This window comes from Halomonas sp. AOP25-F1-15 (assembly GCF_052378675.1).
GTDB lineage: Bacteria > Pseudomonadota > Gammaproteobacteria > Pseudomonadales > Halomonadaceae > Vreelandella > Vreelandella casei.
This window is the reverse complement of the sequence record NZ_JBQSXV010000003.1, coordinates 299,754-323,872: the sequence shown is the minus strand read 5'-3', so window position 1 is coordinate 323,872 and position 24,119 is coordinate 299,754. Positions and strand designations below refer to the sequence as shown.

Below are 24,119 nucleotides of genomic sequence, written 5' to 3'. Positions count from 1 at the left end.
CGCGACCTACAACACCACTTCATAACCTTCAAACTTCGGCGGGCCGAGGTAAATCCCTTCAGGCGCTTTAGCACCCGCGTGGGCCTTGCGAAATGCGTCTGACTGGGTCCACGCGCGGAAAGCCTCTTCGGACTCCCAAGCGGTATGAGAAATGAACACGGTATGGTCTTCCTGGCTTTCGCCGCGCAGCATGTTGAACTGCTGAAAGCCTGGCACTTCATCCAGGTGAGAGTCACGGTTGCGCCATACCTCTAGAAAATCTTCTTCACGGCCTGGGGCAATACGAAAACGGTTCATCGCGATATACATGATGGCTCTCCTGTTGGACGGGACCTGCTCGATTGGTGACGCAAACAATAGCTTGATGGTAACGTCACAGGCAAATGGCGAATAGGCTTAGCGGCGGATAGCCCTCAACGGTCAGGCTCCAGTATGAGTAAGGCACGTATTCAGGTCGTTTGGTTCAAACGCGATTTACGTCTTCATGATCACGCGCCGCTTTCTAACGCCGCCGCGGCTGGCCCCGTGCTGCCCGTATTTGCTATTGAACCGGGGCAGTGGCAAGCGCCAGACAGCGCCCTGCGCCACTGGCAGTTTGCCGCTGATTCGCTTATCGATCTTTCAAACGCACTCGAAACACTGAGTCTGCCGCTGTGTATTTGGCAAGGCGATATGGTCGATTTACTGAACGCCCTGAAAACCCATTACAGCGAGTTTGTGCTTCATTCACATGAAGAGACCGGCAACGCCTGGAGCTTTGCCCGCGATCTCAGCGTCAAGGCATGGTGTCAGCAGCACGGCACACCCTGGCATGAAGCACGCCAGCACGGCGTAGTGCGTGGCTTAAAATCCAGAGTTGCTGACCGCAACGCATGGGAAAATCAGTGGGAAACGTTAATGACGGCGCCCACCGCCACTGCCCCGCAAAGCGCCCAGGCGGCTGAGAGCTGGCAAGCCTTTCACCATATTGACGTCAAACAGCTTCACGACCTGACGCTAGGGTTTGACACCACGCCCTGCCCCGAGCGACAGCCAGGCGGTCGTAGCGAAGGCCGAGCAGTCTGGCGCAGCTTTATAAGCCAGCGCGGGCGGCGTTATCGCGGCTCACTTTCTAAACCGCTGCTGGCCTGGGAATTTGGCTCACGGCTTTCGCCGCACTTGGCCTGGGGTACGCTCTCCATGCGCGAAGTGGTGCAGTCACTGCGACGCCAGCGCAAAAAGCATGCTGAAGATGCCGCTTGGTCACGCTCACTGCGCGCCTTCGCTTCCCGGCTCCACTGGCACTGCCATTTTATTCAAAAGCTCGAAAGCGAACCAAGCATCGAATCGCAAAGCCTACACCCGGCGCTGCGCGGCCTGCGCGAGCGCGACCCAGAACACCCCAACCTGATCGCCTGGAAGCGCGGGCAAACCGGGATGCCGTTGGTAGATGCCTGTATGCGCAGCCTAATCGCCACCGGCTGGATCAACTTTCGCATGCGCGCCATGCTGATCTCCCACGCCACCTTTGGCCTTGGGCTGCATTGGGTTGAGCCAGCATTGCATCTGGCGCGGCTGTTTACCGACTTCGAGCCCGGCATTCACTACCCCCAAGTGCAGATGCAGGCAGGCGCTACGGGCATCAACGCGCTGCGGGTATACAACCCTATTAAGCAGGCGGAGGATAACGACCCCAGCGGCGAGTTTGTCGCCCGCTGGGTGCCGGAATTAACGCCACTCCCGTTAGAGTGGCGCGCCAAACCCTGGGCACTGCCGGAAAGCCTGCAAAAGCGGTTCGGCTTTCAACCTGGCGTAAACTACCCAATCCCCAACGACTTTGAGGCCGAAGCACGCCACTGGAAGAAGACGCTCTACGAGCTGCGTCGCACCTCAGACGCCAGAGAAGCCAGCCAAGCGATTGTGGATAAGCTCGCCAGTCAGCGTCGACCGCCCGTTCGGCACGCTAAAAAAGCAAAACCCGCTAATCGGCAGCAGCTTTCGTTGTTTGATGAGGGAGGATTGGGGGAATAGGTAGACGTTACGCTTAGCTATAGCGTGACCGCATGTGGGAAACTGCACGTCATTACACATGCACCATTAGATGGAGCCTGTCGTTCGGCATGCTACTGATATTATTGGTGGACTGCTTCAGTAATGCCGCCGATCGTTATCTATCCTGCGTCTCGTTTGAGGAACGGCCGACACGTGCTTACTCACCAAAGCGAAGGAATTCTATCAAACGAACTACTTCTCTTGGTGGCCTGTTTAATGGTGCCACTGTTTTTATTGAGACTTTTATCAAGCACTTATTACCGATCACATTGTCTGTAGCCTTCGTGAACTGCTCTACTGCTTCTTTACTAGCGGCGCCGTAATAAAGCATTCCAGCCTTATCAGCCAACTCAAACTTACGGTGCTCTGGCAAAAAACCAACTAAAGTGCCTTCAATTTCATTTGTGCTTTCTTCAATACTTGTAGCTTCTGTTCTTATTTTTGCTCGATGTATAGATGGGGCATCAAGTGTAAAATCCAATTCTTTTTCGACGACTCTGAGAGTTGCTTTGTTTGAATCTAGATTGTTGAACAAGTCTCTAAGCGCTATTAATGTTCTTGGCTCCAATTCTTCTAGGATTGACTCAAAAACAGCATCATCTTGAGCGGCAGAGTCTCTAAGAAGAACAGCAGCCCTATCGATGACGTGTGATAGTTGTGACGACTCTAATTGTACCTGATCATTCATCTCATCAAGTACAAATCCAAATGAGCCTCTTGCTAAACCTGTGACCATTAATTCAGAGTTAGCCTTGAAGGGTACGAGTCCTCTTTCGCCTAAATCTCCGACTTCATTATTAGCAAATATCTTGGCGATAAGATTTTGAAACTGTTCCAATGCAGTACCGGCAAATTCAGCTGCAATTCCCTTTGATCCAAGCACAGGTTGCCCACCAAAGAATAGGGCAACACTGGCACTATTATCAGACAACACTTCTTCTTTAAGTGAATTTAGCTTTTTAGATAATTCTGCAACTCGATGCTCGATTTGCATTTCTCCTACGATATCGCCAGATTGGCGGGCGCTGACAAGCAACTCATTAAGAGTGGTAATTTCAGAAGATAGGCTGTCAATATTGAGCTTCTTAGGCATTGTCTGACTCCCTATCTAGCATTTCCAACGCCTCATCGTCGCTGCACTCAATGGCAATCTCTACCATCCCCTTCCAAAGATAAGATTCTCGTTGATGTGAAAACAGACCAAACCAGTATCGAGTATTGCTCACCACATGTATGGGGTGCGTGTTCAAATCAACAAAATACGCATCACAATAGTATTTCTGCTTTGCTTCACCAGGAAGGAACAGGTCCGGGTTCCCATAGACTACACTCTTCCAGTCCTCCAGATCATTGGTAGGCCTTAAGGCAAAAGTAACTATATCTACATCTGCAGGAGGGCGACCACGATTTTGCTCTACATTTTCCACAAAGCTGCCATCAAGCCACTGAAAACCTTTACAAATACCTATTTCCCTAAGCTTCCTACGATAATCTAGCAGTCCTCTAAGTATAGCTCTCCTCTCGGGAGTATGAGCATACCGACTTACAAACTCAGTTATCTTTGTCTTATAGGGTGCCATGCCAGCAGGGTCGGTCGGCCCTTGCTCAGGTATAAACGGAGGTAATACTCCTGATTGATTTAATTCTGGTATCACTCTTCATTCTTCCTATGATCTTTCCGCTAACTCCAATACATAACGTTAGCCATTAGCGCGTGTGTCTTCGCACGTCGCGTGCACGGCATTGTTAGCGAGCGACGTCTGGAGCAAAGACACGAGTGTCCGTCCTGAGTTCTGGCTTGAGTTTGCAGATGATGATGAAGTACTGCACTTCACTGTCTACGGCGTATTTCGGATCGTATGAACCGACCTGCACAGCAACTAGGTCACCCTCAACGATTGGCGATGACTTCAAGTCCACATCAGACGCCAGTTGATCCGCAATCGACCCGCAATGATCCGTCTGAAGGACACCGTGCTCCGTCGCCAGCCGCACCCGCCACTTTGGCTGCTGTTTCAGGAGCCCTCCGAATTGCGGAGAAACCTTTGCCAGAACTTGGCCGAAAATCGTAGCGTCCTTCAAAAGTGGGCGCAGCATGTACTTCGAAGCATACTCGAACGCAGCATCGTTGGACTTAAATAAGAGCGCCTCAGGGCGCTTCGGCTTCAACCATCCAAACATGCTTCTCTCCCGCTAAAAGATATTAGACAGCGAGTCCTATTATTAGATAAAAGCGCCAGCATGCTAGTCAAAAAAAGCAGCCTACAAATCACTGATGCTTTGGACTATAAATTTTAATTATCTCTCATATCATAATTCGTGCTTCTGTTGCATTTCCCTGCACCTCCGCCTTGGGCGGCTAATTTACCAAATCCAGCTTAGCACAGGGTTCTTTGGTCGGCTGACTATCTCAGCTTTGAGCTTTCAACGCATAAAAAACCCCGCCCTCGCCAACAGCTTTCGCTGTTTGACGGTGGCGGGCTAGATAATCCTTAGAAAGGTATTAGCTAAGCGCTTCCAGCGATGCCTCAATAATGCTCAAGCCCTCTTCCAACACCCCGGACGACACCGTTAGCGGCACCAGAATGCGGATGCTGTTGCCGTAGAAGCCGCAGGAAAGCAGGATCAAACCTTTCTCGCGGGCTTTGGCGCATAGCGCGCCGGTCATCTGAGCATCTGGCTTGCCGTCGCTGTCGAGCAGTTCAAACGCTGCCATGGCGCCGAGCTGGCGGCCGTGGGCTACCGCTGGGAAGCGTTCTTCCCAGACGGCAAAGCGCTCGGCCAGCATTTTGCCCATCTGCTCGCTGCGGGCCAGGATGTTTTCCTCTTCGATCACCTCGATCACCGCCAGTGCTGCCGCGCAGGAGAGCGGGTTGCCGCTGTAGGTGCCGCCCAGGGAGTTGGGGCCCGAGGCGTCCATTACCTTGGCGCTACCTACGACGGCAGAGAGCGGCATGCCGTTGGCTAGGCTCTTGGCGGTGGTGAGAATATCCGCCTCAATACCGCTATGTTCGAGCGCAAACAGCTTGCCGGTGCGCGCAAAGCCGGACTGTACTTCGTCGGCGATTAGCAGAATGCCGTGCTCGTCACACAGCGCGCGCAGCGCTTTCAGGTAGCCCGGTGAGGCGATGTAGAAACCGCCTTCGCCCTGTACCGGCTCAATCACGATGGCCGCCGTGCGGTGCGGGGCGATATCGGTTTTGAACAGCGTGCGAATGGCTTCAAGTGAGGCTTCTTCGCTTATGCCGTGCAAAGGGTTAGGGAACGGTGCGCGGAACACATCGCCCGGCATCGGGCCGAAATCGTTCTTATAGGGCAGCACCTTGCCGGTCATCGCCAGGGTCATCATGGTGCGACCGTGGAAGGCGCCATCAAAGGTGATGATGCCGGTGCGGCCAGTGGCGGCACGGGCAATTTTCACGGCGTTTTCCAGCGCTTCGGCACCGGTATTGACTAGCATCGCCTTGCGCTCAGGGCCGCGCACCGGGCTCAGTTCGCAGAGCTTTTGGCACAGTTGCACGTAAGGGGCGTAGGAGATCACCGCCGCGCTGGTGTGCATCACTTTCTTAAGCTGCGCTTCTACCGCCGCGACGATTTTCGGGTGGCGGTGGCCTAAATTAAGGACACCGATGCCGCCAGCGAAATCGATCCAGCGATTTCCGTCGGCATCCCACAGTTCTGCGTTTTCAGCATACTCGGCAAACTGGGTCGTCGGCGTCGCGGCACCGTTGGCCACATAGCGGTTTTTCAGCTCGTTCAGTTCTTGGTTGGTCATCTTCATTCCTTTATAAGCCGCCGACGCAGACGTATTTCAATTCAGTAAACTCATCTAATCCATGGTGTGAGCCTTCGCGGCCCAGCCCTGATTCTTTCACGCCGCCAAACGGCGCAAGCTCTGTGGAGATCAATCCTTCATTCACACCCACCATGCCGTACTCCAGCTGCTCCATGGTGTGCCAGATACGGCGGTAGTCGGTGGCATAGAAGTAGGCGGCTAGGCCGAACGGCGTATCATTGGCCATCTGGATAGCGTCTTCGTCGCGCGTAAAGCGGAACACTGGCGCCACGGGGCCAAACGTTTCTTCATCGGCCACGGCCATTTGCGTGGTGACATCCGCCAGTACTGTGGGCGTAAAGAAGCGTTCCCCCGCTGCGTGAGGCTTACCACCGCAAAGTACGCGCGCGCCGTGGCTAACGGCGTCATCAATATGACGCTGCACTTTGTCTACGGCTGCTTGGTTAATCAGCGGGCCGATAATGCTGCCGTCGGCCAAGCCATCGCCCACCTTCAGGGCATTAACACGTTCGGTGAGTTTGCTGACGAAGGCGTCGTAAACACCGTCCTGAACCAAAAAGCGGTTGGTACATACGCAGGTTTGCCCAGCGTTGCGGAATTTTGAGGCAATGGCACCGTCAACGGCGGCGTCAATATCGGCGTCGTCAAAGACGATAAACGGGGCGTTGCCGCCAAGCTCCATAGCGGTTTTCTTTACGGTGCTGGCACACTGGGCCAGCAGGCGCTTGCCCACCGGCGTGGAGCCGGTGAACGAGACCTTGCGCACCCGCGGGTCGGTCGTCAGCACTTCGCCTATCGCTACCGGTTTAGAAGCAGTGATGACGTTGATAATGCCCGCGGGCAAGCCCGCTTCTAGCGCCAGATAAGCCGCGGCCAGCGCCGTGAGCGGTGTGGCTTCCGCAGGCTTAATCACTACGGTGCAGCCTGCAGCAAGGGCAGGCGCGCACTTGCGGGTGATCATCGCCAGCGGGAAATTCCATGGGGTGATCGCCGCCACCACGCCGACCGGCTCGCGCAGCACTAACAGGCGCTTATCGGCACCGTGGCTGGGCAGGGTTTCGCCCGCCATGCGCTTGGCTTCTTCAGCAAAGAACTCAATAAACGAGGCGCCATAAATCACTTCGCCTTTGGCTTCTGCCAGCGGCTTGCCCTGCTCTAAGGTCATCAGCCGGGCAAGATCATCCGCATGTTCAATGATCAGTTCAAACCAGCGGCGCAGTAGTGCCGAGCGCTGCTTGACCGGCGTGGCGCGCCAGCCAGCGCCTGCGCTGTAGGCGGCTTCCACCGCGTCGCGGGTATCATCCGCGCCCATGTCAGCCACGCGGGCAATGGTTTCGCCGGTGGCGGGATTATCGACGGCAAAGGTTTGCTGGCCGATGCGCCACTCACTGCCAATCAGGCTAGGAACGGCATCGTGCAACCACTGTTTTATAAAACTCATAGCGTGCTCCTTAAAATATCAGGCATAACTTACATCGTTGCCTTCATGTGCTGGTCGCTGAAGTCGCGGCCATAGGTGCGCAGTGCATGGATATAGAGCGCCAGGCCTAATACAGCCCAGCCGGCAAAAATGCTCCACTCGGCACCGCTTAGCGCCGCCGGACTGCCCGGCAGGTAAAGACACGCCATGCCAAAGGCAAGAATGACGGCGAAGATGCCGCATAGTTTGCCGTTACTCACCTTGAAGGGGCGCGGCATATCCGGTTCGCGTACGCGCAGCACCACAAACGAAATGGCGACAAACAAATAAGCGATCACGATGCCAAAACCACCGGCGTTAACGATCCACACCAGCGCAGGGCGGCCAAAAAACGGCGCGATGCAGGAGAGAAACCCCATCATGAAGATAGCGTTGGTAGGCGTTCTGTAGCGTGGGTGAAGCTTAGCAAACGGCGCCGGCAGCATGCCCGCTTTAGCTAGCGCATAAATGGCACGCGAGCCGCCAATGTAGAAGGCGTTCCAGCTGGTGATAATGCCTGCAATGCCCGCCACCACCATGAGATTACTTGCCCAGGCGGCGTTGAACAGTGAGCCCATGGCGTCCGGCACGCTGAGTGTGCTGGCGCCTAGTTCGTCGCTATTGAGCGCCAAACTCGTGGCCAAAATAATCAGCGCGTACCACACCACGGCCAAAATGACTGACAGCATCAGCACGTTGCCAATGGCTTTATAGGGCAGATTAATCTCTTCCGCCGCTTGAGGAATAACGTCAAAGCCCACAAACAGAAACGGCACCATGACCAGCACGGCGACGATGCCTGCGAAGACGCCGGTGTCGGCCTGAGTAAAGAGCGGCAGCATATTGATCGTTTCGCCTTCAAACAGCGAGCCGGTCACAAACATCACCCCCACCAGAAGAATCAGCCCAGTGACGACCTTCTGTAGCAACGCCGCGGTCGTGACGCCGAAGTAGTTAATCACCATCATCGCAAGCGAGCCGCCCACGCCTACGGCCACCCACGTCGCTTTAACTTCCCATCCAGCAATCGTCCAAAGATGACCGACCGCGTAGTTAGGCGCTAAGTGCTCGATCACCGTAGGTAGTGCGACGGCTTCAAACGCCACTACGCTCAAGTAGCCTAAAATAATCGCCCAGGTACATAAAAACGAAGGCAGATGACCCAGCGCACGGTAGCTATAAACATGCTCACCGCCGACTTTGGGCATGGCAGAAGCAAGCTCTGCATAGGTAAGGCCAACTAATACAATGGCTAAGCCACCGATAATAAACGCTATAATGGCGCCTAAGCTGCCTGCCGATTGAATCGCGGTGCCCGTGAGTACAATCCAACCCCAACCGATCATGGCACCGAAGGCCAGCGCTAATACATCGCCACGGGCGAGTACTCGGACTAATCCGTCCTGCTCTGATGAAGGTGTGGTCATTGTCAGTGTCCTGTGAATTATTAGAGTGGGTTATTGGAATAGGTTATTAGATGTTGTGGTGGGCGCTCGGAGGCGCAGTATCCTGATCCTATTTTCAAGGGACTTGCCTAACAGAATAGCAACACGCTAGCAGGCGGCGAGGAAAAGACGAACGCACCACTTTTGTGTTCGACTAGACCACTTCTTTTGCGCGCCAAAAGAGTGCGTAATATAGCTAATGCTTTCGTCTAAACACCCGGCGATAGCGGGCTAAGCGGGGAAAAAGAGGCGTTGACATGGAACGAAGGCAGGTCGTGCACCAGCTTGAACAACTTTATGCACTCCAACCCGAGCGGTTAAGCAAGCAAGTGCGTATTGAGCAGGCGTTACGCCAAGCCATTACTCAGCAATGGCCTTCTGGGCTGCGGCTGCCCTCCCATCGCCAGCTAGCGGAGGCTCTCGTCGTTTCCCGTCAAACGCTGGCGCTGGCGGTGCGCACGCTGCTGGAAGAAGCTTTGCTTAAAACGGCCCATGGGCAAGGCACCTGGACCTGCAGGCCCGTTACGGCGAGCGTGCCGCCCGCTGGCAATACACCGCTTTCTGTACGTGCCAGGCGAGTGCTGGATGGCCCCGGCGCCAGCATGATTCAAAGCGGCGCGTTTGTACCCGGCATACCCGACATTGCGCAGTTCCCGATGCGCAAGTGGCGACAGCTCTACGCCAGTGTAACGGTGCCGCAAAATGCCCTGCTGCTTTCCTACTCCACCGGTGGCTATGGCCCGCTAAAACGTGCGATACGCGATTTTCTAGCCCGCTGGCGCAATCTTAGCTGCGACATAGAGCAGATCATTATTACCGACGGCACCCATAACGGCATCGAGCTCTGCGCCATGGCGTTGGCCGATGTGGGCGACACTGTCGCCATGGAATCGCCCTGCTATTGGGGCGCGCGCAATGTGTTTACCGCGACAGGTTTAGAGATTCAGATGTTGGCGTGGCAGCCCGGCCAGGGGCACGCGCTGCCAGCGTCGCCTGGCCCTGTAAAGCTTGCCTATCTCACCGGTTCACACCACTACCCGCTCAGCGTGCCCACCAGCGCGGTCGACAAACAACGCTTATGCGATGCCTTAACGCCGGCTTATATTATCGAAGATGATTACGAGTTTAATCGTGACGATCACGCTAACCTGCTCTTTGACCCGCAGTCTGAACGCCACTTGCTGGTCGGCTCATTTTCCAAGATGATGTTTCCAGGCCTTCGCCTAGGCTATTTAGTCGTACCGCGGCATTTAGCCGGGCCTATGAATCGCCTGCGTAGCGAGCTGTTTCGTGAAGGCCGCATGCTAGACCAGGCCGTACTAGCACAGTTTATATTTGATGGTGACTTAGATGCCTGGTGTCGGCGCATTCAGCGCGACTACTTAGGGCGCCAGCAGGTGCTGCATGATCAGCTCCTCTCACTGCCGCAGGTGCGCAGCGTTTCGCCACCCACCAGCACTATCAGCTTATGCCTTGAGTTTGAGCCGCATATTAATGATGTGCTGATTGCCCAAACGCTGCTAAAAGAGCACTTGATTGTGCGCCCCTTAAGCCCGGTATGCGCGAAAGGCGACCTGCGTTCGGGGCTGGTCATGGGAGTAGGCATGCTGTCAGGAGAAACCCTGGTACGTGAAGCACAGCGGCTGCGCCGTTGTTTAGAGGCGCTGCTGCGCTAAGAACTGGCGTGTGCCTGTTAATGACAACAACCCGATTGGTAAGTACGACTTTATCAGCACTTATCCACAAGGACTTTTCATGCGCTGCCCTGTTGATGGTTTCATTGCTCATCCCTCCCCTGTCATTGCTAGGCTACGTTCAGGGGCGATGCTAGTTTTTTTGCTGCTGCTCTCTGGTTGCGCCACCTTCGCGCCCAGCCCGCCTGAGGATCAAAGCAATATCTGCGAAATATTCCGCGAACAGCCTAGCTGGTACGACTACGCGCAGGAATCAGAACAGCGCTGGGGAACGCCTATCGCGACCCAGATGTCGTTTATCCAGCAGGAATCGTCCTTTCGCAGCCATATTCGGCCTGACCGCAAATACTACCTAGGCTTTATCCCCGGCCCGCGCCCCTCTTCCGCCAGAGGCTATGCCCAGGCCCAAGACCCGGTTTGGGAAGAGTATCAAGACCAAGCGGGCGGTTTGTTTGCCCGGCGTACGCATATGAAACACGCCACCGATTTTATTGGTTGGTATAACCGTCGTTCGCAGCAGCAGGCCGGCATCTCGCTCAATAATCCTGAACACCTCTATTACGCCTATCACGAAGGCGCTGGCGGCTATCAGCGCGGCAGCTATCGCGGCAAGCCACAAGTACTCCGCGCAGGCAGCCAAGTCGCGGCACGCGCTAATCGCTATCAGGCCCAGCTCAACGCCTGTGAAGCGGAATTCCAATGCCGCAAGTTTTATCAAGTCTGGCCGTTCTGCCGTAGCTAAGGAGCCTAACGATGACATTAGCTATTGGCGCGGCCTTCATTTGTGTCGTTTTTTTCACCTCAATGCTTTCTGGCATCTTCGGGATGGCAGGCGGCTTGGTGCTGCTGTGGTTTCTGCTGCTGGTCTTTCCCGCAGGCACTGCGATGGCCGTGCACGGCGTCATACAGCTCACCGCTAATGCTTCACGCGCGTGGCTGTCGCGGCACTTTATCGTCTGGCGCATCGTTGCCTTGATGACACTGGGCGTACTGAGTGCCGCAGGCTTACTGCTGCTGTTCAGCTACAGCCCGAATGCCGCCACCGTCTCGCTGCTCATTGGCTTAATGCCTATTTTGGTATGGATGCCCAAGCGCTGGTTCCATTTGGACGCCAACCGTGCCAGCCACGCGGTGTGCTGTGGTATCGCCTCCGGCGGGCTGACGATTGCGGCAGGGGTTTCAGGGCCGCTGATTGATATTTTCTTTGTACGGTCTCACATGGATCGGCGACACGTCGTGGCCACTAAAGCGATGATTCAAGTCGTCGCCCACAGTATCAAAATCCTCTTTTACCTAGGCTCTGCCCTGGCGCTGAGCGCCGGTGAGTGGAGTATTATTCTGCTCGCCGCGCCGTTCGCTATTTTCGGCACTCACACGGGCAACCGCATTTTACATCGCCTGACCGATGCTAACTTCCGCACTTGGACACGCTGGATCGTGACCGGCATTGGGGTTTTCTACTTCCTTCAGGGGGTATTCCTACTCACCCGCTAGCGTTGAGGCCCTCAAAAGCACGCATGGGATAGCGACCTATACTGACCTTATCTAATGATGGAGGTCGCTATGGATTACTACCAGTACCGCGAAGCGCTGTCCGAGACGCTGGCGCAAAGTGAGCTACCCTTTTCAGCGTCGGAATATCAAACGCGGCTAGAAAAGGTGCGCTTGGCCATGGCACACCGCCAACTGGGTGCATTGCTGCTCACCGACCCTGCCGACATTAACTACCTGACCGGCTATCACACCTTTGAGGTCTCGGTGTATGCGTGCTTAGTCTGCACGCAGGAACGTCTCGTACTACAGGTCGCCTCGATTGAAACAGGCGCGGCGGTGGTGACTGCGCGGGTGGATGAGATCATCGGCTACCGCTGGGAAAACCTGGACGAAATCACCTCGCCCTTGGCGGACCTGCTCGCACCGCATCAGAACATTGGGATTGATAGCTGGAGCGCGGGGCTGCGCTTTGGCGTTTTTGATGCCCTTACGCAAACGATTGGTCGTGACAGGTTTAGCGAAGCAGGCGAGCTACTTGATGACATCCGCCTGGTGAAAAGCTCAGTTGAACTTGAAGCGCTGCAAGAAAGCGCGCGGATAACGGCCTTAGGGTTGGAAGCCGCGGTACAAAGCATTCGCCCCGGCATGACCGATAACGATATCGCAGCGGTGGGTGCCAAGGCATTGCTGGAAAACGGCAGTGAATTTATGAGCCTGCAGCCGATTGTCACCAGCGGGCATCGTATGGGCGTCATTCACGTCAATCATAAAAGGCATGTTATTCAGCCGAACGAGCCCGTCTTTTTAGAGTTTGGGGCGGCCTTTCAACGCTACACAGCGCCTATGATGCGCACCGCCGTCACCGGCACTCCAAGCCCTGCTCTAGCGGCGACTAGAGATCTATGCCATTCACTGTTCGAGTCGCTGTGTGCCACCATGCGCCCCGGCAATACCTTCGATCAGGCGGCGCAGGCGGCCGATGCACTGCTCGCTCCTCAGCGTGACAAATTCTTCTTCTCCGGCGTGTTTGGCTATTCCGTAGGAGCACAGTTCCCGCCTAGCTGGGTGGAAGGCACAGGCTATATCGCCAAAGGCCAGATGCGTGCTTTTGAAGCCAATATGGTGTTCCACCTGCCGCTCTGCTTGCGGGTACCCGGCCAGTGGGGCGTCGGGTTAAGCGACACCGTGGTGGTCACCGAACAGGGCGCCAAACCGCTGACCAATAACGACTGGCAGCTGTTCAGCCAATAATCTCGGTATGACTGCAAATACTTTCATGCTGGGCATCAGGCCTGCCTTTGAGCGGCCTGATGGCGAAGACGCGCAGCCACAATGGTGCGGTGATGCGTATCGGCCCACGCCACCAGCTGTTGCATTGGCTCAAGAAAGGAATGGCCCAGCGGGGTGAGAGTATATTCCACTCGTGGAGGGACTTCAGCGTAGAGCGTCCGCGTGATAAAGCCATCCTGCTCCACTCTCTTGAGGGTTCGCGAGGGCATTTTTTATATGTGGCGTGGCTGCTTTATTGCTCTTTCGGCTTGCAAGCTTGATGACAAAAGAAGCGCTGAACACATAGATAAATAGATAGATGAACAGTCAGTTAATAGGATTTAGGGCTGGCCACCTGCGCTAACTGACGTTAGCGCAGCAGCAGATCCCCTTCTATAGGGATAAACTCGCTCGCCTCGTTCATCAGCGAGGCGGCGGTCAGCTGGGACACGCCATACACTTCCACTTTCTTGCCATGCACCGTGCGGATTTTATGGGCGAGCAAATCAAAATCGCCGTCGCCTGAGACCAGAACGATGACATCGGCCTTTTCCGCGTACTCAATCGCATCGAGGGTAATACCGACGTCCCAGTCACCTTTGGCAGAGCCGTCTGCACGCTGAATAAACGGCTTGAGCTTCACCTCAAAACCAATCGCTTTGAGTATGTTTTGGAACTCGCGCTGTTTTTTGTCGCCTTTATTGATGGCATAGCAAAATGCAGCTACAACCTCTCTGTTAGCGGTAGCCTGTGCCCAGAATTTGTTGTAATCGAAGTTTTTTCGATACGCGTCACGCGTGGTGTAGTAGACGTTCTGTGTATCAACAAATATCGCAACTTTATGCATAAGGTAGCGCTTTCCTGGTAAGTAAGTCAGCAATCACTTAGCGCCCCAAGCGTATGCCATGTTCGCGGTACAACTCTGTAATGCAAATACTCGGCTCGGATTATTAAAGGGGAATGTGCCCTTTGTCGATCAGTCAGACACGAGGCCACTCAAGCGAATATACACAACTTTTGACAATAACTCGGCTTAGCGCTATCGTCATCACAAATGCAAATGAGAAACACTTTCTTTTTAAAGTTGGTTTTCCGGCCAGCAACACCATCGAAAGCCATAAGCGCGAGGGATCAGTGAGATGACGAGCGAGCAGCGGCAACTTCGCCAAACAGTCATGTTTTTGCGCACCTCTTTTGAAGCAGTTCAGCACTCTATTGCTGGCCGCCTAGAAGACCCGCTGCCCTGCTGGATGGATACCAGCATGCTTTCCATGCTGGCGCGGGAGCTTTCACGTTGTGGCCATCAGTCGCAACCACTATTTTCCACGTCGATAACGGAACAACTTTATCTAGCGTCACAACAGTGCGAACTGTTACTCAAGCAGTGCCCTGGCGTACTGAGCAGCGCTGTCTGCTATCGCCAGTTAGCCGCTATCAGGCTGTCGCTGTCGAATGCGTTACAGCACATTGATACGCCCACCAAACGCCGGTGGCTCTGGCAACGCCATTAACCAGCGCCGTCTATTGTTGGCATCCCATGCGTTTTTAACTGGCATCAACACCTTGGCAGTATACGTTTCCGTCCCCCCTTGATTTATCATGCGTCACGCTAAGTAAGACGCCAGAGAGCGCTCACGCCACGACTCATCTCATTAAGGGTATTTCCATGGTTGAAAAAAATGCTGCGGCAGCGGCTTCTCGCTCGCCTAAAAAATGGTATCAGGCGGTTCCTGATCCCATGGTGCTTATCTTTCTTATCCTCGTGGCGACGTATTTACTGACGTTTATTATTCCCGCCGGCGAATTTGAGCGCGTCACGCAAAACGGCCGAACGATGGTGGTCCCCGGCTCATTTACCTATTTGGAAAATGTAGCCAACATCCCGCTGTTTAATATTTTTGTGGCCATTCCTGAAGGGCTTGTCGCTGCCTCACGCTACCTATTTATCGTATTCATCGCGGGCGGGCTCTTTCACATTCTGCAAAAAACCGGTGCATTAGAGAATGCCATTGGCGTAGCGGTTAACCGCGTAGGCGTTGAGCGACGTAACATCATCATCGTAGTCGTCACCTTTATTTACGGTTTTTTTGGCGTCGCCGTTGGCTTTGAAAACAACATTGCGTTAGTGCCTATTGCCATACTGATTGCCAGCGCGATTGGCTGCTCAAGCCTGGTGGGTGTCGCAATGGCCGTTGGTGGCATTGGCATTGGCTTTGCGCTGTCGCCGATTAACCCATATACCGTGGGCGTTGCCCAAGGTATCGCCGAGCTACCGACGTTCTCAGGCGCGTGGCTGCGTACGTTGCTGGTAGTTTCATCGCTGGGCCTGCTCTCGCTGTATATCTGCAAGCGCGTCGTCAACATGGAGTTTGACGAGCCTGATAATGCCGAGTCGCTTAGCAAACCGCTCAGCGAATATAGCCTGACCAAACGCGACATTTTGACGATGGTCGTGTTTGTGGGTGGCTTGGTCGCCATGCTGGTAGGAGTCTTCACCCGCGGCTGGTACATCAATGAAATTGCCGGTGTTTTCCTGATTTTGGCGATCCTCATTGGGGCGATCAACGGCCTGTCTGCAAATGGCATCGTTAAACAACTGATGGAAGGTGCGGCCAGCGTCACTGCCGGAGCGCTGGTGATTGGGGTGGCGGCGTCTATTCAGGTGATTCTTGAGCAAGCGTTAATTATCGACACCATTGTTAATGCGCTGAGTACGCTGATCGACGGCATTCCACCCGTATTTGCTGCCATTATGGCCAGCGTAGTGCAGGGCGTTATCAACCTGTTTATTCCTTCTGGTTCCGGCCAGGCGCTAGTCACCATGCCGATTCTTATTCCTGTCGCTGATCTCGTTGGCATGAGCCGCCAGTTGATGATCACTGCATTTCAGATTGGTGACGGCTTAACCAACCTTATTATTCCTACGTCAGGCGGTACGCTGGCCATGCTGGCACTCGGGCGCGTGTCATACGCTCAGTGGCTAAAAGCGATTCTGCCCTTTATGGTGATGGTATACGGTCTGGCGTGGGTTGCGCTGATCATCGGCCACTTGGTGGGTTATTAAGCACAGACAGTGTCAAAAAAGATTCGATTGGCGCTAACTAGTAAACTGGTCTATTCTGCGCCTTACTTGTTTATCATAGCGTTCCAAAGGAGCTTATTTGATGGCTTTCGAAACACTCTTTACGCCTATTCAGCTGGGCAGCCTGTCTCTTCCTAACCGCATTATCATGGCGCCGCTGACGCGTTCACGTACCCCGGACAGCGTACCCGGTAAGATGCAGGAAGCTTACTACGGCCAACGCGCGGGCGCAGGGTTGATCATCAGCGAAGCCACCAATATCTCTCCCACCGCCCGTGGCTATGTTTATACGCCAGGCATATGGACCGATGCTCAGGAAGCCGGTTGGAAAGATGTCGTCAGTGCGGTGCACGCTAAAGGCGGCCGTATTGCGCTTCAGCTATGGCACGTTGGTCGTGTTTCACACGAAATGGTTCAACCGGACGGCCAGCAGCCCGTTGCGCCCAGCGCACTGAAAGGCGAAGGCGCCCAGTGCTTCGTCGAATTTGAAGACGGCACTGCGGGCCAGCACCCCACCAGCACACCGCGTGCGCTGGAAACCGATGAGATCTCGGGCATTGTCGACGACTACCGCCAAGCGGCTGAGCGCGCTAAGCGTGCTGGTTTCGATATGGTCGAAGTCCATGCAGCCAACGCCTACTTGCTGAATCAGTTCCTGGCGACCGGCTCTAACAAGCGTACCGACCAATACGGCGGCTCGCTGGAAAACCGTGCCCGTTTCCCGCTAGAAGTCGTCGACGCAGTGGTTGAGGTGTTTGGCGGTGATCGGGTGGGTATCCGCATGACGCCGTTTATCGAGCTCTTTGGCCTGACCGACGACGAGCCAGAAGCCATGGCGTTTTACATGGCCGAGCAGCTTTCCAAGCGCGGTCTTGCCTATCTGCACCTGAACGAACCCAACTGGGCCGGTGGCGATATCACCTTCCCTGACGGTTTCCGTGAGCAGATGCGCGAACGCTTTAGCGGCAGATTGATTTACTGCGGCAACTACGATGCCGAACGCGCCGAAGCTCGCATTGGTGAAAATACGACCGACGCCATTGCCTTTGGCCGCCCGTATATTGCCAACCCTGATCTGCCGGAACGCTTCCGCGTTAACGCACCGCTCACCCAGCCGAACCATGAAACGTTCTATGGCGGTGACGAGAAGGGTTACACCGACTACCCGTTTATGGATAACGGCTATGATCGTCGCAGCTAAGGTATGCGCTTAGCGCACGGCTAAAAGGCTATGCGAGAAAAGCACCGCTCACGCGGTGCTTTTTTTATGCCTACTCCTTTTCAAACGCTGGTAGGCTATTACTCTCTGCGCTAAAGGAGCAGCGTTAAAATGCTTGAATCACTGATTGTGTTACTGATTTCGATAGCGCTGGTAGGGTTGACGGCGAGTACAGGCGCACGCTTTCGACCTGACAGCTGGTATCGCGAACTGAATAAGCCTTCCTGGACACCGCCTGATATCGCGTTCCCGATCGCCTGGGGAATACTGTATCTATTGATGGCGATAGCCGCATGGCGACTGTATATGGCCGATGGGTCATCTTGGCGGACAGCGGGTTTAATCGTTTACGCACTACAGTTACTGGTTAATGCTGCGTGGTCTTGGCTGTTCTTTGGCCGTAAGCAGATTGTTGCCGCACTTGCCGATATCGTGGGGCTACTGAGTCTGATAACGGTCGCTATTGCGGTGTTTTCACAGGTAAGTACCCTAGCTGCATGGCTAATGGTGCCCTACTGGCTGTGGGTAGCCTTGGCGCTGGCACTCAATGCAACTATTTGGCGGCTGAATCAACGTTAATTGAATGAGCAAATATCACGAGATATTCCAGGGCGAGCGTCTCGATGCTGATCGAGTGCCCGCCACTGACGCTACTTAATCAGCGTGTTATCCCTTAAACAACGCCTTGACTGCGCAGGTAGTCGTCATAGCTGCCGCTGAAATCGACAATGCCTTCCGGCTGCATATCAATAATGCGCGTGGCCAGCGATGACACAAACTCACGATCGTGGCTCACAAACATAAGTGTGCCGGGGTAGTTTTCCAACGCCAGGTTTAGCGCTTCGATAGACTCCATATCCAGGTGATTGGTCGGCTCATCCATCAGCAATACGTTGGGCTGAGTAAGAATTAACTTACCAAACAGCATACGGCCCTGCTCACCACCGGAAATCACCTTCACCGACTTGCCGATATCGTCGCTGGAAAACAGCATCCGCCCTAGTGCGCCGCGAACTACCTGCTCGCCACCATTGGTCCAGCTAGACATCCACTCAAACAGCGTAGCGTCGACAGCGAAATCATCGCTATGATCCTGGGCAAAAACACCCACATCAGCGGCTTCCGTCCATTTCACTTCGCCACTATCTGGATGCAACTCGCCAGCCAGCGTTTTAAGCAGCGTGGTTTTGCCGATACCGTTGGGCCCGATAATAGCAATGCGCTCACCGGCTTCAACGGTCATGGATAAGCGCTTAAACAGCGGCGCGTTGCCATCGTAGGCTTTGGTAATCGCATCTACATTCACTGCGTTACGATGGATTTTTTTGGCCTGATCAAAACGGATAAACGGACTAACGCGGCTGGAAGGCTTAATGTCTTCGAGCTTGATTTTATCGATTTGACGCGCGCGCGATGTGGCCTGCTTGGCTTTCGAGGCGTTGGCAGAGAAACGGCTAACAAACTGCTGAAGCTCGGCAATCTGAGCCTTTTTCTTGGCGTTGTCCGAGTGTTGACGCTCACGAACGGCGGTAGCAGCGGTCATGTAATCATCGTAATTACCGGGGAACAGGGTAATCTCGCCGTAATCCAGATCCGCCATGTGCGTGCATACGCTATTCAGAAAATGGCGGTCGTGAGAAATGATGATCATGGTGCTGTTGCGCGCTTTAAGCATATCTTCCAGCCAGCGGATCGTGTTGATATCCAGGTGGTTGGTAGGCTCATCCAGCAGTAACACATCAGGATCAGAGAACAGCGCCTGGGCCAGCAACACGCGCAGTTTCCAGCCGGGTGAGACTTCACTCATCGGGCCAGTATGCTGTTCAATAGGAATACCCAAACCCAGCAGCAGTTCGCCAGCGCGCGGCTCGGCGGTATAGCCGTCCAACTCAGCAAAGCGTACTTCAAGATCAGCGACGGCCATGCCGTCTTCTTCGCTCATTTCTGGCAAGCTATAAATACGCTCACGTTCAGCGGCTATCGACCACAGCTCAACGTTGCCCATGATCACGGTGTCGATCACCCGCTCGTTCTCAAACGCGAACTGATCCTGGCGCAGTTTACCTAGCCGTGTGCTGCTATCCAGCATCACCTGGCCGGAAGAGGGCTCCAAATCACCACCTAAAATTTTCATAAAGGTGGATTTTCCGCAGCCGTTTGCGCCAATCAGGCCGTAACGGTTGCCGTTATTGAATTTAACGGAAACATTTTCAAACAGGGGCTTAGCCCCAAACTGCATGGTGATATTGGCGGTTGCGATCACAAAAGGAGCCCAGTTAGCGTGTCATTTACTATACGAAAGGCTCGCGATTCTACGCGCTCTTGGGCGCGTATTCATCCACCATCCGTTAGTGGTTTCCGGCAATTGCCGGAATATCGAGCAGAAAGCGTTCATCATCAATCGCTTGGCGCAATCGAGTGATCAAAATATCGACAATGCCAGGATGCTCCCCCACAAGCCGAGTAACGCTGATCTCTAAGTGTGAATGCCGCTGCTGGGCCGCTGCGTAAATCTCAGCAATGTCACCACCCTCACCTGCATGGCGTCCTGGTGAAAGGAACAGCATGGCTAAAATAACCGGGCCTACACTGAATTCAGGCGAGTCCAGCAAGCGTTCCAACAGCGGCTCGTTAAAGCGGTACTCCTCACCCTCACGGCGCTCCATAGAAGCAGCGGTAACGCTAGTAACATCCTCGCCCAGCAGCACGCTAAGCTGCCCCGCTAAGCGATTACGTACACCGGTGACCGCAGGGATCGGGCTGCCGTGATCGACCAAGGCCACGCGAGGCGCGGTGCCGGTCGGGTACTTTTCGCGCACGTTATCAGCCAGTAAATGAGCAAGGCGCAGATCGTTATCGCCTCGCTCATCGACCAGCGGCTGGGCCACACGTATCTTAACGTGCGGAAAGCGCGCCTGTAGTGTAGCCATGCGTTCAGGCAGGTAGCCGGTGAGAGCTTTACTCGGACCGAAAAAAAACGGCAAAACGATAATCTCCGTTGCCCCCTGCTCAGCGCTGCGCTCAGCGGCGGGGCCAAGCGTCGTCGCGGGGATACCCTCAACGTCTTCCACGGGAATCTTATTGGAGTGCAGCAGCGAAGCAGCCTGTACGTTTTCACCCATCCGTTGGCTAAGTAAAGATGCCACACGACGCAAATTGAGCGTTGCCTGCGGGCGTAACGAACCGTTATCCACCAAAAAGATTGCGCGCATGCCTGCCTCCTGCCGCCGTTAGATAAGCGATCACCAGTGACATGATAAGATGGGTTATTGCTTTATAACGCACTGGCTCGCGCTGTTGTTTACAAAATCATAAGTATTTACAAAACCATAGATATTTACAAAACCATAGGCATTTAAAAACCATAGGTATTTAAAAACCATAGGGTGCTTGATAACGATGTTAGATACCACAGCCCTTAATCAGCAAAGAAACTTCTTCGATGGCCATTCGAGCATATGGCTGTTCGGCTACGGGTCGTTAATCTGGAAGGCGGACTTTGACTATCTAGAGCGCCGTTCGGCGTATATTCACGGCTGGGAGCGGCGATTTTGGCAAGGCTCCCACGACCACCGCGGGACTCCTGAAGCACCAGGGCGTGTTGCCACGCTGATTCGTGCCCAAGGAGCAGTTTGCCACGGCATGGCCTATCGCATTACGCCTGACGTACTCGCGCCACTGGATAGACGGGAAAAAAACGGCTATTTGCGTGAAAAAGTACCGCTCACCTTTGTTGATGAGAACGGCGATGAGAATGGCGATGAGAGTGGCGAGGCAACTGAGCAAAGCGAAGGGCTTATTTATTTGGCCAGCGACGATAATCCGGCCTTTCTAGGTGAAGCACCGCTTACCGATATTGCCCAGCAAATTGCTCATGCACACGGGCCCAGCGGCGCTAATAAAGAGTACTTACTCAACCTTGCAACCGCCCTACGTGAACTGGGCGCCGAAGACGCCCATATCTTTGCATTAGAACACCAGTTGAAGCTTCTTTAACGTTACCAGTAGCTTGGGTAACGGCGATGTCGGGCAAGATTATTCACTAATATCGCGATGATCAGCATGAGTACGCTGCCAGCTCCGATCGGCAACAGCGGGTACCACCAGCCCAATTGATGAACGCTCGCACCGCCCGCCACAGCAATCAATGCCGCTGCCGCTCCTGGCGGGTGGACCGTGTGCGTTAACTGCATGCCAAGCACCGATAGCGATACGGCCAGCGACATGGAAAGCGGAGAAGTACCCAGCAGTTGATAGCACGCAACGCCAATTCCTGCCGACAGCATACTGCCAAATAGGACGTGGCTTGGCTGCGCAAAAGGGCTTTCAGGCGCTGCATAAATCAGCACTGACGTTGCCCCAAAGGAACCCACAATTAGCAGTTGTTGCGACAGCCACGCTGAACTGAGCAAACAAATGACGGCCATACCGGTAAAGGCGCCAAACCAAGACCAACATGCATCCTGCCAACCCACTCGGGCACGCTTTACCCGTTGCCCCCGCATCTTGCCAAGATAAGTTTTCATCGCCATCGCTTTGCACAAAATTAGTGCGACATAATGGCAAATTGCACCAAATAGGCAAATGACAATTGATCATAGCGTTATGAATGAAGTTCAGGCGCTTACCGTCAGAGCGAATTAACACTTTTCACACAAGCACTTAGCAAGCTTAATTAAATCCCAAGATCGCAATTCGGATTACATCATCAACCACGAGAGGATAAATAATCCCAGTAAAGTGCGCACAATACCGCCTATCAGTGAGCCACGTAGAAATGCACGCAGCCCACCCCATAGGATCAATAGCCCGACGATCAACACGGCAATGCTGAAAAACGAATCGTTGATACCTAGAGACCGGGTGAGGCCATCAATAAAATCACCGAAGGCACCAAAGAAGTTGGTGAAAATCCCTAGCAGGAAATCAACCACCACGCGGATTGCTTCGCCGATGGTTTCACCTATTTCGTCAAAAAAGCCGTTTTCCTGCATGTAAAACCCCTAAGCATAGCCATTGCGATGTTTTTGCATTGTCGGCTAAAACCTGGCGTGGGGCAAAGCAAATGCTCTGCGCACAGCTACTCGCCTGCTGGCAACGGCATGCACGCCACTCAAGCGGGGCAGTTACTAGCTCAGCACTCACCCCCAGCGTGCCCAAGAAGAGTCGGTTCTATCACAGTTTTAAGCAACTCCGTAGCAGTACTTAAAAACGTTGTACGCTCAGGCATCGGCGTCACATTTATGCGTGAACTCACTATTGTTGACGAACATGAATGAACAGCGCACGAGCGCAGATTGTCAGCCTCCACGGCCAGAAGCTTACCGTCGCCGCCCACACCTGCGTGTAACACTTGCGCCAGGGGATGCATTTTTTTCTGCCAACACACCACACCTGTTGCCTTCAAGGCAACGCCTCAGGTATTGCATAGTCAACACATCAATGCATAGTCTTCTAGTGTAATGATAAAAAAAATCGACGCAGGTAAATCTATAAACCTGCCATTTATGATAATAAGCAAGGAGATCTAGATGTTACCGTCCCATTTTATGCCCAAACTGCTAACCGGCGCCTGCCTGATTGGCTCTGCTTTAATGGCAGGCACTGCGTTCGCTGCCACTACCATTAATCTAAGCTACAACGGCGCGCCTGACGAAGAAAAAAACGCGGTTCACGTCTTTGCCACTAACTTAAAAGAGTTGGTTGCCGAAAAGACAGGTGATGAAATTGAACTGCGTCTTTTCCCTAACAGCATGCTGGGCAGTGAAGAAGACCGCATGGAACAAACCATGCACACGCCGATGCTTAACATAGCGTCCTTCGCAGGTGTTTCTCCATTAGTCGATGAGCTTTTCGTTAGCGCCATTCCGTTTCTGTTTGACGATTTCGGTGCTGCCCGCACCTTCTTTGATGAAGGCGACTACTGGCAAGAACTAACTAGCACACTTCAGGAGCGTGCCGGTATCGATATGCTGACGGTGGTTGAAGAAGGCGGCTTTTTGGCGTTCACCAATAACGAGCGCCCAATCAGTCACCCGGATGATTTTGAAGGTCTGCGTTTCCGGGCCATGGACCCGAGCCAAGTAGCGCTTTATGAGTCCTTCGGTGCGTCCGGCACGCCCATTCCGTGGACCGAGACTTACATGGCCCTGCGTACCGGCGTTGCCAACGGGCAGATGAACCCGCCGATGTATATTGCCCTTGCCAGCCTCTATGAAGTACAAAAGTACCTAACGCTTGCCAACATCCAGTATTCCGACCAGTTCCTAGTGGGTAATAGCGACATGATCGCTAACTGGGATGACGAGCTTCGCGCTACGTTTATGGAAGCGGTTGCCGAGGCCAACCACAACGCCCGTGAAGCCAACGAGTCTCAGGTCGATTCGCGCATTGACTACCTGGAAGCGCAGGGTATGGAAGTCATTCGTCCTTCACATGACGATCTGGAAGCATTTCGCACTATTGGTCAGCCCGCTTACCTCGAGTGGCTTGCTGAGCGTGGTATCGAGCAGCGTTGGATCGATATGGCGCTTAAAGATGCGGGTATGGGCGAGCTGAATAACTCATCAGCCACTGATTGACGCGTAACCATCAGGGCCGATTAACGTCGGCCCTTTCCATTCGTGCTTT

General features: G+C 54.0%; 24 protein-coding genes. 11 read left to right on the top strand and 13 right to left on the bottom strand.

Going from position 1 to position 24,119, the window contains the following annotated elements; genetic code table 11:
* Positions 1–6: 6 nt before the first annotated feature.
* A complete protein-coding gene (locus ACT3TF_RS07410; protein WP_235040563.1) occupies positions 7–309 on the bottom strand; it encodes an antibiotic biosynthesis monooxygenase family protein in 303 nt (100 codons plus the stop codon).
* 123 nt (positions 310–432) lie between these two features.
* Here ACT3TF_RS07410 and ACT3TF_RS07405 point away from each other — a divergent pair, with 123 nt between their 5' ends.
* The gene (locus tag ACT3TF_RS07405) at positions 433–2,010 is read left to right on the top strand and encodes a deoxyribodipyrimidine photo-lyase/cryptochrome family protein (protein ID WP_444671912.1); all 1,578 of its coding nucleotides are present in this window, start codon (positions 433–435) and stop codon (positions 2,008–2,010) included.
* A gap of 178 nt (positions 2,011–2,188) precedes the next feature.
* On the opposite strand, the gene ACT3TF_RS07400 is transcribed toward ACT3TF_RS07405, so the two are convergent.
* The 6 genes from ACT3TF_RS07400 to ACT3TF_RS07375 form a co-directional block, all read right to left on the bottom strand.
* Positions 2,189–3,124: a hypothetical protein gene (locus ACT3TF_RS07400; protein ID WP_444671911.1), complete on the bottom strand. Its 936-nt coding sequence runs from the start codon at positions 3,122–3,124 to the stop codon at positions 2,189–2,191.
* The gene (locus ACT3TF_RS07395; RefSeq protein WP_444671910.1) at positions 3,117–3,686 is read right to left on the bottom strand and encodes a DUF6932 family protein; all 570 of its coding nucleotides are present in this window, start codon (positions 3,684–3,686) and stop codon (positions 3,117–3,119) included. Before ACT3TF_RS07395 ends, ACT3TF_RS07400 begins: the two co-directional genes overlap by 8 nt.
* Positions 3,687–3,777: 91 nt before the next feature.
* Positions 3,778–4,212: a hypothetical protein gene (locus tag ACT3TF_RS07390; protein WP_444671909.1), complete on the bottom strand. Its 435-nt coding sequence runs from the start codon at positions 4,210–4,212 to the stop codon at positions 3,778–3,780.
* Between the two features lie 322 nt (positions 4,213–4,534).
* Positions 4,535–5,806: a 4-aminobutyrate--2-oxoglutarate transaminase gene (gene gabT / locus ACT3TF_RS07385; RefSeq protein WP_444671908.1), complete on the bottom strand. Its 1,272-nt coding sequence runs from the start codon at positions 5,804–5,806 to the stop codon at positions 4,535–4,537.
* A gap of 10 nt (positions 5,807–5,816) precedes the next feature.
* The gene (locus tag ACT3TF_RS07380; RefSeq protein ID WP_444671907.1) at positions 5,817–7,268 is read right to left on the bottom strand and encodes an NAD-dependent succinate-semialdehyde dehydrogenase; all 1,452 of its coding nucleotides are present in this window, start codon (positions 7,266–7,268) and stop codon (positions 5,817–5,819) included.
* A 29-nt stretch (positions 7,269–7,297) separates the two neighbouring features.
* Positions 7,298–8,713 carry an APC family permease gene (locus ACT3TF_RS07375; protein WP_444671906.1) on the bottom strand — a complete coding sequence of 472 codons (1,416 nt, stop codon included), beginning with the start codon at positions 8,711–8,713 and terminating at the stop codon, positions 7,298–7,300.
* 275 nt (positions 8,714–8,988) lie between these two features.
* On the opposite strand from ACT3TF_RS07375, the gene ACT3TF_RS07370 reads away from it, so the two are divergent.
* The 4 genes from ACT3TF_RS07370 (at position 8,989) to ACT3TF_RS07355 (ending at position 13,170) form a co-directional block, all read left to right on the top strand.
* Complete coding sequence (locus ACT3TF_RS07370; protein ID WP_444671905.1) at positions 8,989–10,407, top strand: aminotransferase-like domain-containing protein; 1,419 nt, start codon at positions 8,989–8,991, stop codon at positions 10,405–10,407.
* A 79-nt stretch (positions 10,408–10,486) separates the two neighbouring features.
* A complete protein-coding gene (locus ACT3TF_RS07365) occupies positions 10,487–11,167 on the top strand; it encodes a transglycosylase SLT domain-containing protein (protein WP_444671904.1) in 681 nt (226 codons plus the stop codon).
* 11 nt (positions 11,168–11,178) lie between these two features.
* Positions 11,179–11,919 carry a TSUP family transporter gene (locus tag ACT3TF_RS07360; protein WP_444671903.1) on the top strand — a complete coding sequence of 247 codons (741 nt, stop codon included), beginning with the start codon at positions 11,179–11,181 and terminating at the stop codon, positions 11,917–11,919.
* A 69-nt stretch (positions 11,920–11,988) separates the two neighbouring features.
* The gene (locus ACT3TF_RS07355) at positions 11,989–13,170 is read left to right on the top strand and encodes a M24 family metallopeptidase (RefSeq protein ID WP_444671902.1); all 1,182 of its coding nucleotides are present in this window, start codon (positions 11,989–11,991) and stop codon (positions 13,168–13,170) included.
* A 35-nt stretch (positions 13,171–13,205) separates the two neighbouring features.
* Here the strand turns inward: ACT3TF_RS07355 and ACT3TF_RS07350 are convergent, their stop codons facing one another.
* The gene (locus ACT3TF_RS07350) at positions 13,206–13,418 is read right to left on the bottom strand and encodes a winged helix-turn-helix transcriptional regulator (RefSeq protein WP_444671901.1); all 213 of its coding nucleotides are present in this window, start codon (positions 13,416–13,418) and stop codon (positions 13,206–13,208) included.
* 140 nt (positions 13,419–13,558) lie between these two features.
* Positions 13,559–14,035: an NYN domain-containing protein gene (locus ACT3TF_RS07345; RefSeq protein ID WP_444671900.1), complete on the bottom strand. Its 477-nt coding sequence runs from the start codon at positions 14,033–14,035 to the stop codon at positions 13,559–13,561.
* Positions 14,036–14,327: 292 nt separating this feature from the next.
* Here ACT3TF_RS07345 and ACT3TF_RS07340 point away from each other — a divergent pair, with 292 nt between their 5' ends.
* From ACT3TF_RS07340 to ACT3TF_RS07325, 4 genes are all read left to right on the top strand, one after another.
* A complete protein-coding gene (locus tag ACT3TF_RS07340; protein WP_441685925.1) occupies positions 14,328–14,699 on the top strand; it encodes a hypothetical protein in 372 nt (123 codons plus the stop codon).
* 155 nt (positions 14,700–14,854) lie between these two features.
* On the top strand, positions 14,855–16,252 hold the full coding sequence (locus ACT3TF_RS07335; protein ID WP_444671899.1) for a YfcC family protein: 1,398 nt from the start codon (positions 14,855–14,857) through the stop codon (positions 16,250–16,252).
* Positions 16,253–16,352: 100 nt separating this feature from the next.
* Positions 16,353–17,471 (top strand): alkene reductase, encoded by a 1,119-nt coding sequence (locus ACT3TF_RS07330; RefSeq protein WP_444671898.1) that lies wholly within the window; start codon positions 16,353–16,355, stop codon positions 17,469–17,471.
* A gap of 129 nt (positions 17,472–17,600) precedes the next feature.
* Positions 17,601–18,068 carry a TspO/MBR family protein gene (locus tag ACT3TF_RS07325; protein WP_444624938.1) on the top strand — a complete coding sequence of 156 codons (468 nt, stop codon included), beginning with the start codon at positions 17,601–17,603 and terminating at the stop codon, positions 18,066–18,068.
* 94 nt (positions 18,069–18,162) lie between these two features.
* On the opposite strand, the gene ACT3TF_RS07320 is transcribed toward ACT3TF_RS07325, so the two are convergent.
* On the bottom strand, positions 18,163–19,752 hold the full coding sequence (locus ACT3TF_RS07320) for an ABC-F family ATPase (protein WP_444671897.1): 1,590 nt from the start codon (positions 19,750–19,752) through the stop codon (positions 18,163–18,165).
* Positions 19,753–19,837: 85 nt separating this feature from the next.
* Positions 19,838–20,701: a sirohydrochlorin chelatase gene (locus tag ACT3TF_RS07315; RefSeq protein ID WP_444671896.1), complete on the bottom strand. Its 864-nt coding sequence runs from the start codon at positions 20,699–20,701 to the stop codon at positions 19,838–19,840.
* Positions 20,702–20,888: 187 nt separating this feature from the next.
* Here ACT3TF_RS07315 and ACT3TF_RS07310 point away from each other — a divergent pair, with 187 nt between their 5' ends.
* The gene (locus tag ACT3TF_RS07310; RefSeq protein ID WP_444671895.1) at positions 20,889–21,485 is read left to right on the top strand and encodes a gamma-glutamylcyclotransferase; all 597 of its coding nucleotides are present in this window, start codon (positions 20,889–20,891) and stop codon (positions 21,483–21,485) included.
* A gap of 2 nt (positions 21,486–21,487) precedes the next feature.
* Here ACT3TF_RS07310 and ACT3TF_RS07305 read toward each other — a convergent pair whose 3' ends face one another.
* Both ACT3TF_RS07305 and ACT3TF_RS07300 read right to left on the bottom strand, forming a co-directional pair.
* Entirely contained in the window at positions 21,488–22,015 is a 528-nt protein-coding gene (locus ACT3TF_RS07305; RefSeq protein WP_441685937.1) for an HPP family protein, read from the bottom strand.
* A gap of 174 nt (positions 22,016–22,189) precedes the next feature.
* Positions 22,190–22,483, bottom strand: coding sequence for a hypothetical protein (locus ACT3TF_RS07300; protein WP_441685939.1), 294 nt, complete (start codon positions 22,481–22,483; stop codon positions 22,190–22,192).
* A gap of 537 nt (positions 22,484–23,020) precedes the next feature.
* Here ACT3TF_RS07300 and dctP point away from each other — a divergent pair.
* Entirely contained in the window at positions 23,021–24,070 is a 1,050-nt protein-coding gene (dctP, locus tag ACT3TF_RS07295; protein WP_441685943.1) for a TRAP transporter substrate-binding protein DctP, read from the top strand.
* Positions 24,071–24,119: the final 49 nt, after the last annotated feature.